This window comes from Rhizobium arsenicireducens (assembly GCF_964021225.1).
The window spans coordinates 58829-75735 of sequence record NZ_CAXHYK020000003.1 but is presented as its reverse complement, the minus strand read 5'-3'; the positions used below and the strand labels follow the sequence as shown (position 1 = coordinate 75735).

The 16907-nt window shown below is 58.1% G+C and carries 14 protein-coding genes; 3 read left to right on the top strand and 11 right to left on the bottom strand.

Translation table 11 applies throughout. The annotated features are described in order from the left end of the window. Positions 1-273: 273 nt before the first annotated feature. The 4 genes from ACWPVA_RS21535 to ACWPVA_RS21520 form a co-directional block, all read right to left on the bottom strand. On the bottom strand, positions 274-750 hold the full coding sequence (locus ACWPVA_RS21535; RefSeq protein WP_215570359.1) for a thermonuclease family protein: 477 nt from the start codon (positions 748-750) through the stop codon (positions 274-276). 26 nt (positions 751-776) lie between these two features. Beyond that, entirely contained in the window at positions 777-2015 is a 1239-nt protein-coding gene (gene repC / locus ACWPVA_RS21530; RefSeq protein ID WP_454289721.1) for a plasmid replication protein RepC, read from the bottom strand. 627 nt (positions 2016-2642) lie between these two features. Further along, positions 2643-2822, bottom strand: a complete 180-nt coding sequence (locus tag ACWPVA_RS21525) for a hypothetical protein (RefSeq protein ID WP_102022169.1) — start codon at positions 2820-2822, stop codon at positions 2643-2645. Between the two features lie 68 nt (positions 2823-2890). After that, positions 2891-4819 (bottom strand): ParB/RepB/Spo0J family partition protein, encoded by a 1929-nt coding sequence (locus ACWPVA_RS21520; protein ID WP_454289720.1) that lies wholly within the window; start codon positions 4817-4819, stop codon positions 2891-2893. Positions 4820-5690: 871 nt separating this feature from the next. Between ACWPVA_RS21520 and ACWPVA_RS21515 the strand changes: the two genes are divergently transcribed. Further along, the gene (locus tag ACWPVA_RS21515) at positions 5691-7574 is read left to right on the top strand and encodes a methyl-accepting chemotaxis protein (protein WP_454289719.1); all 1884 of its coding nucleotides are present in this window, start codon (positions 5691-5693) and stop codon (positions 7572-7574) included. A 75-nt stretch (positions 7575-7649) separates the two neighbouring features. Beyond that, on the top strand, positions 7650-9401 hold the full coding sequence (locus tag ACWPVA_RS21510; RefSeq protein ID WP_454289718.1) for a bifunctional diguanylate cyclase/phosphodiesterase: 1752 nt from the start codon (positions 7650-7652) through the stop codon (positions 9399-9401). 708 nt (positions 9402-10109) lie between these two features. Here ACWPVA_RS21510 and ACWPVA_RS21505 read toward each other — a convergent pair. The 3 genes from ACWPVA_RS21505 to ACWPVA_RS21495 form a co-directional block, all read right to left on the bottom strand. Next, on the bottom strand, positions 10110-10307 hold the full coding sequence (locus ACWPVA_RS21505) for a hypothetical protein (RefSeq protein WP_172450268.1): 198 nt from the start codon (positions 10305-10307) through the stop codon (positions 10110-10112). 457 nt (positions 10308-10764) lie between these two features. Next, complete coding sequence (locus tag ACWPVA_RS21500) at positions 10765-11787, bottom strand: alpha/beta fold hydrolase (protein WP_102022162.1); 1023 nt, start codon at positions 11785-11787, stop codon at positions 10765-10767. After that, positions 11777-13393: an RcgA family putative transporter gene (locus ACWPVA_RS21495; RefSeq protein WP_102022161.1), complete on the bottom strand. Its 1617-nt coding sequence runs from the start codon at positions 13391-13393 to the stop codon at positions 11777-11779. Before ACWPVA_RS21495 ends, ACWPVA_RS21500 begins: the two co-directional genes overlap by 11 nt. Positions 13394-13501: 108 nt before the next feature. Here ACWPVA_RS21495 and ACWPVA_RS21490 point away from each other — a divergent pair, with 108 nt between their 5' ends. After that, positions 13502-13858: a hypothetical protein gene (locus ACWPVA_RS21490; protein ID WP_143708367.1), complete on the top strand. Its 357-nt coding sequence runs from the start codon at positions 13502-13504 to the stop codon at positions 13856-13858. Positions 13859-14038: 180 nt separating this feature from the next. On the opposite strand, the gene ACWPVA_RS21485 is transcribed toward ACWPVA_RS21490, so the two are convergent. From ACWPVA_RS21485 to ACWPVA_RS21470, 4 genes are all read right to left on the bottom strand, one after another. Further along, positions 14039-14344 carry a hypothetical protein gene (locus tag ACWPVA_RS21485; RefSeq protein WP_102022160.1) on the bottom strand — a complete coding sequence of 102 codons (306 nt, stop codon included), beginning with the start codon at positions 14342-14344 and terminating at the stop codon, positions 14039-14041. Between the two features lie 293 nt (positions 14345-14637). Further along, complete coding sequence (locus ACWPVA_RS21480) at positions 14638-15084, bottom strand: hypothetical protein (protein WP_102022158.1); 447 nt, start codon at positions 15082-15084, stop codon at positions 14638-14640. Between the two features lie 28 nt (positions 15085-15112). Next, the gene (locus tag ACWPVA_RS21475) at positions 15113-16111 is read right to left on the bottom strand and encodes a hypothetical protein (RefSeq protein WP_245408069.1); all 999 of its coding nucleotides are present in this window, start codon (positions 16109-16111) and stop codon (positions 15113-15115) included. Then, on the bottom strand, positions 16108-16563 hold the full coding sequence (locus ACWPVA_RS21470) for a DUF3846 domain-containing protein (protein ID WP_102022157.1): 456 nt from the start codon (positions 16561-16563) through the stop codon (positions 16108-16110). Before ACWPVA_RS21470 ends, ACWPVA_RS21475 begins: the two co-directional genes overlap by 4 nt. Positions 16564-16907 lie beyond the last annotated feature (344 nt).

Here is a 16907-nt window from a genome sequence, read left to right as displayed (position 1 = left end):
GAGCCGAAGGCGGGGAAAATTTGGAGACGAACAGCTTTGCGCCAACCGCGTCGCCGTGCGAACGGGCATCAAGAGCAACCACTTTGGAGGTGTGGGGCCTGAGCGCTTGCAGCAATACGTCACCTCGACAAATGAGACATCGGCACAGGTCAAGAGCGGGATTGTGCTGAATGCAGCCGAACCAGCAGCCTGAAACAAGAGGCTGGGGTAACCGATGGTTTCGCCAAAACATGCGATCTCGCCATCTGTTGCTCACAGAGTGCCGCCAGTCGTTCAGTTGCCGGAATGGCTGCGGCGATAGGAGGAGGGCGATTCAACCTCGGCTCCCCACAAGCCTTGGCCGAGCTGTCGGGCGCGATTCTCGGCGCGGCGGTACTGGCTCAGGTCGATTGGGTGGGATCTCGGTAGATAGCGCAACAAGAGGGTGGCTTGGCCCGCCCTCACCATCTCGAGGCCAATATCCGAGTTCTCGACGAAGCACTGGCCGACAAGGCGTTTATACTGGTCTCGATCGACTTCAATGCAGCGGACATGCTTGCCATCGATCATGCGGGCGAGGAAGCGACGTGCCTCAATCCCGCAATTCCATATCACACCGTTTTTGGAGCCGGTCTGGTCCCGCTCACAGGCGTCAATGGCCGCGATACGGATCCTCTGTTGGCGAATGCTGAAGGTGTCACCGTCGATCACTCGCGCTCGGCCTGAATAGTCGGCCGCTGCAGAATACGCGGTGAACAGAAGCGCGGCCAACGCGGCTCCAACCAAGCGATTTTCTATCACGAGTGTGCCTCCATTGATTTGCGGGCTGCCAGCCCAAATACCGAGCGGTTTAGATGAAGCTCTCCCCTCGCGGCACGGTCTGTCATGGCCCGCAAATAGCCGCCCGGCGAGCTGATTTCGGCGCGCGTGTATTTCTCAAAGGTGAGAGCGATCGCAACGGCGGCCGCCTGGTGGCCCATTCGGTCCACGGCGCGCTGGCGCGCATCCTCGGACACGCCGGCGATGCGGCAAAGTTTGGGAGCGATCCGGTCCAGGTCCGCCCAACTGCGCGGGGGCTGGTAGCCATATTCGGCAAGGCTTGGCGTAGCCCGCCACACATCTTCCAGCGCCACAAGTGAAGGCCGCACTTGCAGTTGCCTATTGCTTTGGCGCGAAGGGCTCCCCAGGCTTTCTTCAAAAGCCCTCTTGCTGGCGGAGCCAGCCCCTAACGAACTGATTTGTTCGGCGTCAGCCGAACGCCGTTCATCATTACGAGCTTCAAAAGGCTTCGGGGTTGTAATCTGTATGTGCATGTCGTTTTCGACATCCGTGCATGTCATATTTGCATCTATGTCGGAAGCTTGAGGGGTCCGATTCACGTTGCGCAATCGGTCGGCAAGCCACTCCAAAAGCATTGTGGCCTTCCGAAGGGCGTGGGCCGGCTCGTGCCTAGCTGATCCGATGAAGGCCGCGATCTTCTCAACACGGGACCCGATCCGCCCGAGAATGACTTCGCCTCGTTCGGTTGAGGACGCGAGAGCATACCTCGCGGCACGCAGAGCGTCCCGGAAGCGACGCGCTGCGTTGTCGCGAACTCGAATCTCTTCCCGCTTCTGGCGCACCAGCTGATCAAGTTCATGGTGCCGAGCGATCAGGACGCGCAGATCAATGCCGCAGGCGTCGGCAATATCTCCTTCGCTGTCCCGGATCGGGTAGCGCTTGAAATTCGCACTGTCCTGCATGGTGACAAGGCCGAGGTCGTACAACCGGGAAAGAATTCGGCTTACGCGTCCCGGTGACTTGTTGATGTCATACCCCAGCTGTCGGTTCGACTTGTAGACAATCGGGCGCCCGCCTTTGTCAAAGGTATCGGCCTTAGCGGTCGTTATGATAGCCTCGAGCAACGCATATTCTGAGGTCGTGATCATTCCGATCGTCATCAGATTCTTAGCGAGCACAGCAAGCTGTCCGCGGGTAACAGATCCGATTTCCGTTGACTGCGCCAGTCGCCGGAATTCGGCTCGCTCCTTCGTCATTCTGCGACCTGTCGGCCGCTTGTGTTGTCTGGGTTCCCCCATCGTCCGTCTCCTGTCAGAGGCCAGACAAAGCTCCGCCGTTCACCGAAAAGGTGTTTTGATTGTTGACATCGGAGGGGAGGTCTGCGAGAACGATGGTGCTTTTATATTTCGAACTGCAGACCGCTTCCGGATTATTCGGGAGCGGTTTTTCTTTTCTGGGCCGGGTGCGATCTCCAAAAAACTGTTAAAATGCGCGAGTCGGAATCGGTTTAGGTTCCGCCCGATTGCGATTAGTAACCTGAGATACCGAATTGATGCAAGTTGTCACATTTCCGCGTTGCTTTGCCGGTTCAGCTGACATCTGAAATAGCGCCTAAATTTCAATTTTTTAGCGCGCTTGTCCGCGCCTTCCCTCTCTTCGCGCCTAAAATTGGAACGTTTCCAGAGTATGAATTAGCCCCCTTTATTGTTGGGGAAATTCAACAGGGTGGGGAGGAGAGTTTGAGAGGAGGGGGCGAGGGCCTCCTCTCAACAAGCGGCCTGATCTGCCGTCCCCCGATACGTTTCTGCCTCCCACGCACCTGCAAAAGCGCCCGCATTGGCTCGATGCCAAGGCGGGCGCTAAAGTGCGATCTTGAAGCAGGCTCAGCCGCGCTGAGCAGCATCCTCAAGATAGGTCGGCGGTAGATCGAAGGCCTTTAGCGCTGTATCGAGTGCTTTTTGCACTTCATCCCAATCAACATGCTCCGGGTCGCTCAGGTAGGCGTTGATTAGCTGACAGCAGCTTTCGGCGGCAAGGGTCGGATCAGGATCGGAAGCGAGCACGGCTTATCCTCGGGAATAGGGGAGCCGGTCACACTGGAGGACGTGACCGGGGACAAGCAGCGGCGGGATTATTCCGCTGCCATCGGGAACGAGTGTTCGCTCTTTTCCTCAGAGGTTTCAGCCTCACCCTCTGCGTCGGGGTCAGACGCGATCCGAACGTGAGGCGGAAGCCACCCGCTGTCCTTGATGGACTTGGCGGCATACTCCGCAGCCTCGCCCTTCTTCATGTTGCCGACACCAGCGGCGATATCCTCGCCGCGCACCTCGGCAACAACGGCTTGAATGGTCGGCCTGTTGACGTGGCTGAAATAGCTTTCCGCCGTGGTCTCGAACCAATCCCGCATATCGACATTCAATGCGCGGCCCATCTGGTCGGCATGTGCCAGCGCTTGGCTGCGACTGCTGAACTTCTTCTCAACTGCATTGACGGAATGGGCGGCGGCATAGGCCAGAAGCTGCAACAACTCGCTCTGCGATTGATCCATCAGCCATTCCCAAAGGTCAGCAGGATCGCCGGGAAGCCGGTGCCCGTAGTTTTCCTCAAGGCTTCCCCACGCCTCAAGGGCCTTGTTCTCGGCGGGACGCTTCATCGAACCGTCGAGCACTTCATGAGTGACAGAGATTTCAAGCGCGCTCTGGTGGCCGGGAATGCCCCATGCGGTCCGATACTGCACTTTGAGCAACATCGCATGGACGACTGCCACAAGCGCGATTTCGGGATTGTTCGCCAGCTCGACACGAAGTGCCGCCGTCTTCTGAGCGGTCAGGTCCTCGATCAAAGCCGCTGAGTGAGTAAGCGCCGCAGATTTCAAAGCGCCGTCAGCGTCCTCGGTCGCCCCGCCTTGCTTTCGTTCTGTGGCTTCGGCCTTCTTCTTGTCCTCGTCTCGGACAAGGCCTCTCAACACCGATAACTTGCCCCAATGGTCGATGGTAACAATTGCCCCTGCAATCGCAAGGTCTTCGCTCCGATAGGCTTCTTCACGCTTCTGCAGGACGGCGATTTCCTGCTCGACGGCGGACAAGGCGGCCTCTGCACCTTCATCCTCCTGATCCGCATCGATCTGCGCCGCCAATTCGTCATAGCGCTCAGTCAGCGCGTCAAGCTTGGCTTGATCCTCGTCGTTGAGGTCTATGCGCTGCGGGTAAACCCGAGCCATCTGGTAGATGTTATCCGGCTGCTGAGGGCACCACTCTACCCATTTCCAGCCTTCGGCCTTCACGGTTTCGGCCTCGGCCTCCAACTTCTCGGCAACCAGCTTTTCAAGCAAGCCGCTATCGCATGCAAAGCCCCCTCCCTGCTCGGCAAACAGGTCGCGGCGCACTGGACCGCCAGCCGCCTCATAAACCTCTAATCCGCCGATCAGCGCGAGCCGCTTGTCGCTTGCGGGGACTTCATCCACGACGAGACGGCGCTTGATTGTGTTGGCGCTGCGATCCCATAAGGGGAGGGCATTCCAAACCTCTTCCTGTCGAGCGTGATCGTCGGTGATGGTAAAGGCGGCAAGCTGCTCAAAGGTCATATTCTCGGCGCGGAACGCCGCGAACAGGACCGGGGAAACCTTCGCCAGCGCAAGGCGGCGGTTGACGATGATTTCGGTTGTCCCGAAACGGGCGGCGATGTCCTTGATGGACTTGCCCTCATCGAACAACGCTTTGAATGCCTCGAACTGGTCCGCCGGGTGCATGGCCTCCCGCATGACGTTCTCGGTCAGGCTTAACTCCGTTGCGTCACCCGCCTCCCGGACAATGACGTTCACGGCGTAGTCGGCCCCGATCTCGCCGCGTTCGGCGAGAAGATTGAGGGCTGCGAGGCGGCGACCGCCGGCCGTCACGAGGTATCGGCCTTTGGGAGCTTTGCGCACCACAAGGTTTTGAATAATGCCATTGGCGAGAATGGACGCCGACAGGCTCTCGATGCTCTCCTTGGTGTAGGTCTTGCGGACGTTTTTGGGGTCTGCGTTCAGCTTGTTCAGTGCTACCGCGATGATGTCGCTCATGGTTCCTTGCTCCAGTTTTTCCCGTTTCCCTTGGGAGCAAGCCCCGCTAGTGGGCGAAGCCTCTGCCTTCGTTTTCGAAGGATGTGCCCCCACATCCGGCGGAACGAAGGGGGAGGGCTTGAGCCCGCTCCCGTTAGGACGCGGATCGGGTCATGGGGCGGGAGGAAGGAAAAACGGAAGGTTTGCCGGCCTGACGGCGAAAGCCGTTTTTCCTGACGAGCGACAGCGCTTGCGCGCTTGCCCATTGGCGCGATCGGCGACCTATCGTAAGAGCGGTACAGGGCAGGGTAGATGGGCGGCCGACCCTGGCCGCTCCTTTCGGATGCGAACCGGCGACGCCGGTTCTCCGTCTTCTGATACAGGTTATAACACGACGGATCTGCCCGCTGCGCTCCGAGTGATGAGCGCTCCGCTCCTCGAGCAGCTCTCCATTTCAACTTGATTCAACATGTCGATAGCGGCCGCTATCCCAGTCCCTGACGAAGATAGAGAGACAGAGCGACAGGCAAGTCTTGGGCGCGATGCTGGCTACGAGCTTTTGCAGGGATATCTGACCGGCTGGCGTTTCGCTAGAACTCCGAAGGCTGGACAAGGCATCCCAGTGCGGACGCAGCAGTGCGGTGTACGGCATAGACGCGCTTGGCTTTTTTTTGGGCGTTTGCCCACGCTTCGTGCAAAAGAAACCACGAAATTAGCGAAGCGTAAACAAGTGGCCCTTAAATATCGCATTCGGTGACTGTGCTCCGTCCGAAGTCGTTAAAAACGCTTCTTCGATGGGCCTCACCTCAAATGCGGCTTGCCGCATTTGAAATGTCGACGGGGACATTCGTTGGGAAGGGATCATTATGACCATCAGGGTCAAGCTTCTTGCATGCATTTCGTTGCTCACCGCAGCATTGATAACCATCACGGGTTTCAGCTTTTAGCCCTTAAAAAGGAAGCGGAAATCGCCAACTCGATCGTTGCCGACAGGGTGTTGCCAATGGAGCAACTGAAGCGGATCGGCGATGGCTATGCCGTCAATATTGTTGATAGCGCTCACAAGGTGAGATCTGGCGCGCTCTCTCCTCAAGATGGCTTGAATAATATAGACGCGGCGCTGGCCTCCATCGATACGCACTGGAAGGAGTACACATCGACGGTGCTGACCGCAGAAGAGAAGCAAATTGCCGATCACTTCGTGCAGGTCAAGGGAGAGGCAAACGACGGAGTGCAGTTGCTGAGACAGATTCTGGTTTCCCGCGACAGTGCTGCGCTCTCAGAATTCGTTGAGCAGAGGCTCTACCCGACTATTGATCCCCTCGGCACCGATATCTCGAAACTGATCGATCTGCAGATCGAGGTCTCAAAGCAGGACCTCGCTAAAGGCAATGAGCTGGCATCGCTTTTGACAGCCGGCATGACGATACTCACGGTCTTCGGGGCCGCTGTTGCCGCATTCTCCACTTGGACCGTATTGAGAGGCGTAATTCGCCCCGTGAACTCCATCACCGCGGCGATGTCCGATCTCGCGAATGGAAACCTTCAAGTCCAAATCTACGGCCAGGGCCGTCGGGACGAAATCGGCAAGATGGCCTCCACCGTTGCCATATTCCGAGACAATGCCCAAGAACGTGTGCGCCTTGAACAGGAAGCTGAGGCAAATCGTTCACTCAGCGAGCAGGAGCGTCTCGAGCGTGAGCAGCAGCAGGCTCGCGAAGCCGCAGAAGTGCGGTTCGCCGTTGAGAGCATCGGCCACGCCCTCGACGAGCTCTCAAATGGCAAACTGAATTACCGGATAGATGCCGTCTTTTCAGAGCGACTGGATCAGGTTCGCTTAGACTTCAACGAAGCCGTTGCTAAGCTCGAGGATGCGATGCGCCGGGTCGGCCAAAATGCGCAAGCCATCGCGGCCGGCTCCAATCAGATCCGCGCGGCGGCCGACGACCTTTCAAAGCGAACGGAACAGCAAGCGGCATCTGTAGAGGAAACTGCAGCAGCGCTTGAGCAGATCACCACAACGGTCTCCGATTCCAGTCGCCGCGCCGAAGAAGCTGGAAAGCAGGTCCAAGAAACACGGCAGTCTGCCGAGCGCTCCGGAGAGATCGTCAATCGTGCTGTTCATGCAATGCAGAAGATTGAATCCTCGTCGCGCGAAATCTCAAGCATTATCGGTGTAATCGACGAGATCGCCTTCCAGACGAACCTGCTGGCGCTCAACGCTGGGGTCGAGGCGGCGCGCGCTGGTGAGGCTGGCAAGGGCTTTGCTGTCGTCGCCCAGGAGGTGCGAGAACTTGCTCAGCGATCCGCCTCCGCGGCGAAAGAAATCAAGACTTTGATCTCGAAGTCTGGCGAGCAGGTGGAGAACGGCGTACATCTCGTCACAGAAACGGGCAGGGCGCTTGAGCATATCGTGTCTCAGGTTCAGGCGGTCAGCGTCAATGTTACCGCAATCGTCGAGGGCGCCAAGGAGCAAGCGACGGGGCTGAAGGAAATCAATACAGCCGTCAATACAATGGACCAAGGCACGCAGCAGAATGCTGCGATGGTCGAGGAATCGACTGCAGCCAGCCATTCGTTGGCCAAGGAAGCAGAAGCTTTATTCCAGCTCATCGGACTTTTCGAAATCGGAAACTCGCAAAACAAGTCCATGCCAGCGGAACGTTCCTCGATGCCCCCGGCAAACACATCACCTGCACGCCGACTAATGAATCGTGTTGCCACCGCCGTCAGAGGGAATGCTGCAGTGAAATCCGAGGCGTGGGAGGATTTTTAAAGTCCTCCGTTCATAATAGTCGCGGGCCAGCTCGATCTGGTCCGCGTCCGCATTCCGGCAATGAAGGTTGCAGTCATGGAAGTTGATACCGAGCTGATCACAGGACGCATTCTTGGTCGTGGCTTGAACAGCCTACGCGTACGGTTCACCCTGATGATTGGGACTTTTTGCTCGATTGTTGCAGCACTCGTGTTCTACTTGCTGGAAGCCGGAAGCGATTTCACCCACACGTTGACGACTTTGGGCTACATTAAGCTGGTAGCTTCGATCGCTGCCGCTTCGGGGTTTACATATTATATGACTGGTCGGCTCACTCGGCCAATTCAGAACCTGAAAGCCAGTACGGAGGCTATTGCCTCAGGCGACTATAGCGCTGTTGTCACTGTGGACTGCAACTGTGAAGTCGGCGGCTTGGCCGAGAGCTTTCGCAAGATGGTGGCGCGCCTCAATGATAATGTGTCCAAGATCAACACATTGGCCTATGAAGACGGTGTTACCGGTCTTCCCAACCGCGCAGTACTGAGCGAGATCATCGACCGGAATCCTGATCTCAAGGGTCATGTGCTGTTCATCGACCTCGACCGGTTCAAACAAGTCAATGACCTCTATGGTCATCAGGTCGGTGACACTTTGCTTCAGATGGCTGCGACCAGAATGATGGTGGACGGCCTTGAAATCACTCTGGATGGGATGAACCGATGTCTCACTCCAGAGAGTGTCAATTTGGAATCGGCCGGATGTCAACTTCTGTTTCGATTTGCCGGTGACGAATTCGTTGTGCTGGTGACAGGTAGCGCAGGGGACAAAGACGTTACGGACATAGCTCAGCAGATCATTCGATCACTCGCTGAGCCGTTTGTGATCGGCGAACGACAAGTTCAGATTGGCGCGAGTGTTGGTATTGCCGTGCTTGGCGACGAAGCCGTTGATGCTGCTGACACCCTCAAGTACGCCGACATGGCTATGTACGAGGCGAAGAGCCGCGGTCGAGGAACCTACGCGTTTTTTGATGATCAAATGCGAGATAGGGCGACTGATCGCTGCGAGCTTGAACGTGACTTCCTCCATGCGATCGCCAACGACGAAATCATTGTCCACTATCAACCCAAGATCAATCTCGCCTCAAATAGTGTCGAAGGTTATGAAGCGCTGGTGAGGTGGGCGCATCCAACGCGGGGCCTGTTGTATCCCGGAAGCTTCCTTGATGTCGTAGGGACGGGTGATGGGCTGGAGCGGATTGGACGCAAGGTGATGTCGATTGTCGCGACCGATATCCCAAAACTTCGTGCATCGGGAATTTCGTGCCGCGTTGCAGTCAACGTGTGTCCAACTCAATTCGCGGATGATGAGTTTGCCGATCGGCTCACCGACTATGTGAAGTCGCTCGGTGTCGCGCCTAGTAATTTCGAGCTGGAGGTCACGGAAGCTGTCGCGATGTTAGATGTTGAGAAGGCGAGAAAACATCTGCTCGCTCTGAAAAGCGCCGGTTTCAAACTGTCCATCGATGACTTCGGGATGGGATTTTCCAACCTGGCCCAGCTGTCCAAGCTCCCCTATGACAGCCTCAAGATCGATCGTTCGCTCATCTCTGACATTGTGACGAATCACGATAGCCGGATCATTGTGTCGGCGATAGTTTCGATGGCTCACGGCCTTGGGCACACCGTTGTTGCCGAAGGCGTCGAGACCGCAACGCAGCTAGAGATCTTGCGGCTGCTCGGCTGCGATACGTTGCAGGGATACTATTTGGGAATCCCAGTGCCGTTTATTGACCTAATTGCCGAGGCCAGCAGGCCTACAGAGCCTGTAGCGGCCGTCGGTTTCTGAGGGGATTCCATCTCTGGTGGGGCTGAGCATGAAGTGGCGAACCGTCTTTTTGTGTGGATTGTCGGTAGTTTGCTGTATTCAGCTGCTCAAACTCGGTTTGGTTGTGTTTGATGAGCCCGATGCAGACGTAAAGATTGTCGAGGACACCTCTCACATCACCGCCGGACACAACTAGCACGAGGTAAGGCTCGCAGCGCCTTACCCCGGGATCACGGCAACAGTGGACTTGCTGGCCATCTGGTTCTTCCTCAGCAAGCGTACTAGCCTTAATAGCCGCGAGCATCCAACAACTGCTGCGGAATATCGCCACCCCTGCCAGTACCTTGCTCTTGGACGATCCATTGTATTTGAGCATTGCATCAAGCAGACTGCTCGCTATGGTGTGTCTGGCCATGCCAAGCTTTGGGAGGCAGAGGCGAGCCGAGCTTGGACCGAAACTGATGCAGCCCCCGCCGCTTGGGACTCCCAGGAGCGGCTTTTGACCCGCCACTTACGGCGGGTCTTTTTTGGGGATCAGACCGCAGACCCGGCTTTCGGACCATTACGCCTGCCCAGAGGCAGATCCTCGACACCGGACATAAAGGCCTCATAGCGCAATATCGGAACTCCTGCCACTCGTCCTGCTTGAGCGCTGCACTTCCATGCGTCTGCGCCGGGCGTTCTATTCCATGATAGGCCGTACCCTGCGGGGCAGGGTGCGGCCGTACCTCACTGAGGCTTGTTGTCGTTTCCGGCCTTGCCGTTGAACTCGACTTGATAGCTGAACTCGACCTTGGCGAGGAGCGGAAGCATCACGGCGATGGAGAACCGAAGTTGGGCCTTATGGGACAACTTCGCGATTTGCCGGTTGATAAACTGGCGAAGGCGACGGCCGGTTTTCTGGCAGAAGGTTACGAGCGTTTTCATCAGAGGTTCCTCCTTAGTGGTTGTGCGTAATCGCGAAGCTCGAATACGGCTGGAACCGCCGAGTGCATCGCGTAGCGATCGCAACAGAGCGAAGCGGAGGGGAGAACCCTTTAGGGTTGCACGCTAAGGCGGGGCCTGCCGTATCGTGCGCAGGATTAGATTGCGTACGGCCACTAAGGAGCGGCCTGAAAACGCGGCCTTCGTAGCCCCGGCCGTCGCCTTCGCCTTCAACCGGCAAATCGCCATCCGGCCGCCAGGTCGGATCTCCATCGCCGTGATGCTGCAGCGGTGGGGAGCTGACATCGACGCTCTGGCTGGAAACGACAACAAGTCTCAGGGAGCCGCCCAGCTTGCGGGGCGCTTCCGTCGTGAGGGGGAAGGGAAGTTTGAGGGGAGGGGCCGAAGGGGGCTCCCCTCATTGCGGTTGGGTGCCGCTTGATGCGGCGCTCAATCGCTCCTAAGCCTGAGTGGCGCCGCGCTTGCGTAACAGAAACCGCTTCAAGCTCCATCCGGCTCGCAAGATGTAGGGTGGCCGCCCAAGAGAGTAGTGCCCGCAATTCAGCCGCAGCACGCTCACTCTGGCTCCGGCGTTCTCCAGCCTTCCGAGCAGCCGTTCGGACAGGTCCGGCAGAACAACCGAATCCCTCGACGCCAGAATCACCAGAAGTTCGAGGCCTGGCCGCGCCAGCCTGTCTGGCTGGTTTTCGAGATTGAGCGGTGCCCACGCTCTTTGCAGTTGGGCAAGCGTAAGATGCGGCTCGAGGCTTGTCCGGATCGAGCGGGTTGCGCGCCCGGTCCATACCATTTCAGCAAGGCTCCCTGCCGTGAGGAACATAGACGCCCGCGAGACGGCGGGTTCATACGCCGCGACCAATCCTGCAACCCAAGATCCAAGGCTCATCCCGAGAACGGAAACATCCCGATAGCCTTGGCGCTTTAGCCAGCCGATAAGCTTACGCCCGTCCCATACCGCCTGTTTGACGGCTTGCATCGTGCGGCCGAGATTGGCGCTGAGCATGTAATCGGCATAGAGCGATCCGGGCCGCTTGCGTTCCAAGTGGTAGGGCATGGCGATCTCAATAACCGTGATCCCCTGCCAGGAAAGGAACCCGGCGATCTGCCGGTTCCGACTGGTCGCGTTCCAGTGATGGAAGATCACGACTGCCTGATCGCGTTTTCCGCTCTCCGTGATCCTGGCCCACACGATGTTGTTTTCAGCAACATCGGTTGAAACGTCCGAAGGGAATGTCAGCCAGCCATTCCGCAGCTCGAAGCTATGATCGCTCGCATCAGGCGGCTCAAAAAAGTCCGGGTCAGCGGCGGCCGTTTCCGCGAGAACGCAAAACTCCTCTACCGTTTCAGCCGCCCCCATGCCGGGAAATGCACGATCGGCGTCCAGAATGAAGTCCGTGATCTTCTTGGCCTCTTCGCCGCGCTGTGCGCGACCCTCGTCCCAACGATCCAGCCAATTATGAAACACGGCTGTCGCCTCTTATCTCACGGGCACGCCAAGCTGGCTCAAACGCCGGATCGAATAGACCATAGGTCGCAATGAGTGCGGTAACGATTAGCAAAACAGAGAAACCATCGAACGCGTCGATCAACATGTATGAGACGAAAAGCAAACCGATCACCGCAGACATCTTCCACAGGGGGGAACGAAGCCGCCTATCATCCCCCAAGCGGATTGCTCCATACACAAAGACGCTGCAGGTCGAAAGCACGACGAGCAAGCTGCTGTAGTGTGTGGGCATGATGTAATCGAAGGTCCTATCTCCATCGTCGTAATCTGCCAGCGCAGCCCAGACATCGCGGACCAGCCATGTCACGAAATCCGGGCCCTGCGATGCAAGATAGGCACTTTGTGCCTTCATGCAGATGGCAGCAAGGACGACGAGCACGGAACATCTGAAGACCCCGCGCATGATCCGCAGACCGATTTCACTGGTGTCCGGCCAGGCTCTCTGCTCGCCAAGGAGTTCAGTTCCGCGTTTAAGCTTCCATAGATCATGGATGATCGTATGCAGCAGGATCAGGCCAGCGAACAGCAGGTAGAAGCTTGTGGACATGTAGAGATAGGCAAGGGCGGTAAATACGATTGCCGCCGGCGTCGATAGGATATCCGGCCTGATGATACCGATCGTCCCCCAGCTTGGGGCAAAATCCTGCGCTTGCTCAAGCAGAGGGATAAGCTGCACGCCGATCCATTGCACCACGCCCGCGAATAATATGCAGATCAGGAAAACTGCCCAATAGGTCTGTGAGTTGGCCTGCAAATGTAGCGTCCAGGCGTCGCCGCTTCTAACACGATCAGCCTCCGCCAGTAGCCTGAGCCGGCCATCATGCTTCCAGAAACCCAGAAGCTCGATGACGACGGCGAAAAACAGTGGCAACAGCACCATGAACAGGAAGGTCCAATTCGGTGCCCAGAGGAAGCCAACCTGCTTCTCGATACCATCCGAGCGCACATAGGTGATGCTGTGGATCCCCAAAATGTAAGAGAGGAATCCGAGGGCGGACGAACCGGCGAAGATCCAGGCCGGCAAGTTCAGATGTGATCCATGCGAGAAAATCGCCTCGGTCTTGATTGCCAAACCCCTTGGCCGCTCCGCTGGCATGGTTTGAAGGTCCACCGAGACGACGGGCGTTAGAGGAACCTGGTTTTTTTCTGGCGCTGACGTGTCAGGCACACGCAGGGCAGTCGCAGTCGAGCCACCGGTCTTCTTTTGATCTCGCCGCCTGGCGGTCAGGCGCGCTTGGGCCGAGCTGAGCTCATTCAGCCAATCTTTCGTCGCCTCGCGATCGTCGCAACCGAAGATGCGTGCCAGCCAGCGAATGTTGGCCGGGCTGATGCCTTTGTCATTCTCCTGAAACCAGAGCTGGACGGTGCGAAGATCCACTCCGACACGGTTGGCGTCGATCTTTGAGATGGCATCCGCCAGCAGCTCCGGCGTCCACGGGCCTTGGGGAAAACCGTCTTCACCCAACAGGCGTCCGGCACCCGCAGCAGCCATTTTCTTGAACAGTTCCTTGAAATCGCTTCCATCCGCCGGCGGTGGAACAAAAATCTTACCGTTTTTTTCCAATGACTTACAGCCCAAGATTTCGTCTTGTTTCGTATCCTATCGTGCGTTGTGGACGATTTGATGGTCTGAGACGATCCCCAATGCAACTAGATCGGTGAGGCATCCGCCATGCTACTGTCGTCATCCAGTTCGCGTTCGTCCCGTGAAGCAATTGCCGCTCGATGCACCAAAACGGCTCCGGCATTGTCCACGTCAAACAAAGTGGGAACGGAGATCGCAGCTGGTGCGACAGGAGAAAAACCCTCGCTTCGTGAGCTGATTGATCAGCATTCAGCGGCAGTTCAAGGGGGAAAAAAGGCGAAGGCGAGCCGCTTGGCAATCATCAATTATGAGCCAAGAGGCGACGGTGAAGCATATCTGAAGCTGACCTATCTGGCCGGTTATCTGATCGCGACCAGGAGCTCATTATCTTTCCAAGAGCTGAAGTCGATTTCTGAGAACTCTGGCGCTCGTGGACGCCCCTGACGTTCCGATCCCGGCCTCGCTTCAGCGGCAGCAATCGGGCGGGAGGGGAGCCGAGGGGAGGGGCATGGGCTCCCTTCGGGCGGACCGCAGCCCGCTCGATGCGGCCAGGTTCGCAACGGCCAAAATGGCTACGGGGCCAGTTCTTCCGAACCAGCCCCGCAAAAATGCATCCAACAATTGTCAGCGTACCAGCCCTAACCGCTCGCCAAGGCTTGGCGGCGGCGGCCTTCCTGCTTCCTTTGTCATCGCGACGATGGCGTTCTGTGACAGCCCTTCGATCTCATAGCCAAACCGGCGCGCGCTCTCGATGATCGATTCAAGGCTTGGGTGCTGCTCAAGAAGCGTCCCGAACCACAGGGCATATTCGTCGGTTTCCTCGTCGGGAAATGCCTGCAGAAAGAAGGTGCGCAACGGCGGATCATAGCCGATTACGGCGTTCTCGTCGGTCTCTTCCTCGGTTTTCACGGTCACGGTGTAGCGGCTCAATGGTGTCCCTCCTGATGTCGGGCCGCATCGAAATGCGGCCCAGGTCCTATTTGAACAGCGGCATTGACCGCTTGTTGGTTAGCCTGGCGCGGTCGGTCTCAAAGCGGTAGCCGTCCCAATCCTTCCACGCTTCCCAACCTGTCGCGGTGGCGCGTCCATACCAGACCCGCACCTTGACCTTATTGTTTCCAAGGTCCTCGACCACCTCAACCGTGTGGCTCCCTCCTAGACCGGAGGGCGTGTCGAAGACCTCAACGCTTCGGCGCTGGCCGTTGCTTTTTATGCCTCGCCTCCTAAAGCCGGAAATGAGCAACCAAGCCCTGATTGGCTCGGTGGCTTGCCAGTGCATAGGCGCACGCCTGCGCCAGAAGGTCGGGATTCTCGGTCATGCCCGACTTCGCGCGTCCCTTGATGTCGGCTTTCAAGTCGTCATCGCTGGTCCCAACGTGCATGTTTCCGACAATCCAGCGCAATTGCGCATAGGGGATCTCGTCAACGCGCCGAACAGGCAAGGCCGAAATCAGGGCCTTGCGCTGACTGGCTGCCTCTCCGGCCTCACTTGCCTCCTTCTTGGTCGGGAAATAGGCTTTCACCAGCTGGCGGCGCTGCGCGTCGGCGGCACTCATGAAAGCGTTTGAGCCGTCTTCTTGGGTGTATAGGCTCCAGTCGGCGGCACTGCCGCCGAACATGGCGTCGCCTCGGCCGGAAAACTCCATGACTGTAAAAATCTGCTCATTCATGTGGGGATCCTCTGTTCTCCGGAGCTGATCAAGCGGCGCTGTCGCCGCTGATCGATTTCAAGACGCACTTGGCCGCATAGCGCCCGGCCTCGTTCAAGTTGCGCTGCCAAGCCCCCTGCGAAGGGGACCAGCGGAACCCGTGAGATTTCAGGGTGCGCCGCGTCTGTTCGTCCGGCTTGCCAGGAAAGAGCAACTGAATGCGGGCCATGTCGGTATTTTCCTTGACCGTGACGGCTCCTGCCTCCGTCTCGACGTCCTCGGCGCGGTCGCCGCGCTTCTTCATCGCAGCAAGCGATGCATGGCGGGTTTGCATACGGCGCAGTTCGGCGCGGGTGTTGGTGGTGGAAAAGCCGCGTCGGTTCTGCCACGGGGCAAGGGTAACGCCACGCGATGCCCTCTCCTCGTCCATGCCGGTTTCGGCCACCACACGGGCCAGAATGTCGGCTTCGCTCGCCTGATCCTTCTCCATCCGGCGAATGATGACATTCGCCCGTTTCATCCGGTCGATGGACAGTGCCAGGTCTTCGATCCGCGAGGCGATGCGCTGCATGGCTGCCGGGTCACTGGCTCGGATCGGCTCGTCATCGCTCCCGTGGGGGAACGCCTTGCGCTTCACTGCTTTTTTCGCAGTCGCGATATGGGCTGAGATGTCAGCACGGCGGGCGTCTGAAACTCGCATCCGCTTTTCATTGCGGGCGACGGGAAAGCGGGCAGGTCCGGTGATGAACCAGTTCATGCAACGGCCTTCCGCTGCCCAATACTTGGCGGTGATCTCGACATGACGACGGGCAAAGGCCTCTAGTTCAGCATCCGGCAGGGGGAGTTTTGCTTGCTCCCACAGCTCCACCATGTAGGCGGCAAAGCCGTTCAGACGCTCTGCCAGCCCTTCGAGTTCGGAAAGGGTGCGCCGCTCCGGAAAATGAGTAAGGGCATGGAAGCTATGTTCGATGTCCTTCGCCGCGATGGTCGCGGCAAAGGTTCCGGCGAGAATGGACAGGGTGCGGTCCTCGACAACAGCGATGATCATCGGACTACCCCCGCCATGACGGTTGGGTGAGTGCGGGTGATACGGGTCTGGAACCCGATCAAGGCGCCGCCCAGAATGACCCCATTGGGGGAATGCTCGTCTGCATTGGCAAAGACCGGATCAAGAACCGGCTTGCAGACGTTCAGGCGGGCCGCTGCTTCCTCAATGCTGATCTGCGGCGGTAGGACATGCGCGCCGTCCAGGCTGGCAAGAACGATCTTTCCAGCCAATGGCTGCGGGTAGCCGTCAAAGACGGTGAAGGCGGTCAAGCCGTCCCGCAAACCCTCCTCATCGACGATAAGAACGTGGTTCGTGTCGAATGGCACCACCTCGACAAGCTGGCATCCAATCAGCCCGTAGGTCTGAGAGAATGCGCTAGGTGCTGCGACCTCGGCAGCTTGAATGGTCCCGACTTCCGGGTCCAGCAGGTAAACGTTTGCGTTTGTGGCCATAGTTCTCACCCTTTCTCCAATTCCGCGAAGCGGTCTTCTCATGCCCCTCGTGGGCAGGAGCCCCGCTCCTGTTCCCGAGTTCGCGCGGAGCAGCGGGGGAGAGGGTGGCAAGGGGATAAAAACGGAGGGGGTTCGCCCGCCCGAGGCAAAGCCGAAGGGGCGGCGCGTCAGCGGCGCTCCTGCACGTAAGCGCGGCCGCAAGGCTGCGCGAAGGAAGGACGGGGAGACCGTTTTTTCCCCTTGTGAGGGAGAGGGGGCGGCGCTCCTCTTTCCCTCATCGAGGAGACAGACAGGACGCCTCCGGCGTCACTGCTTCATCGTGACGTGGACCGGACAAATCCTCC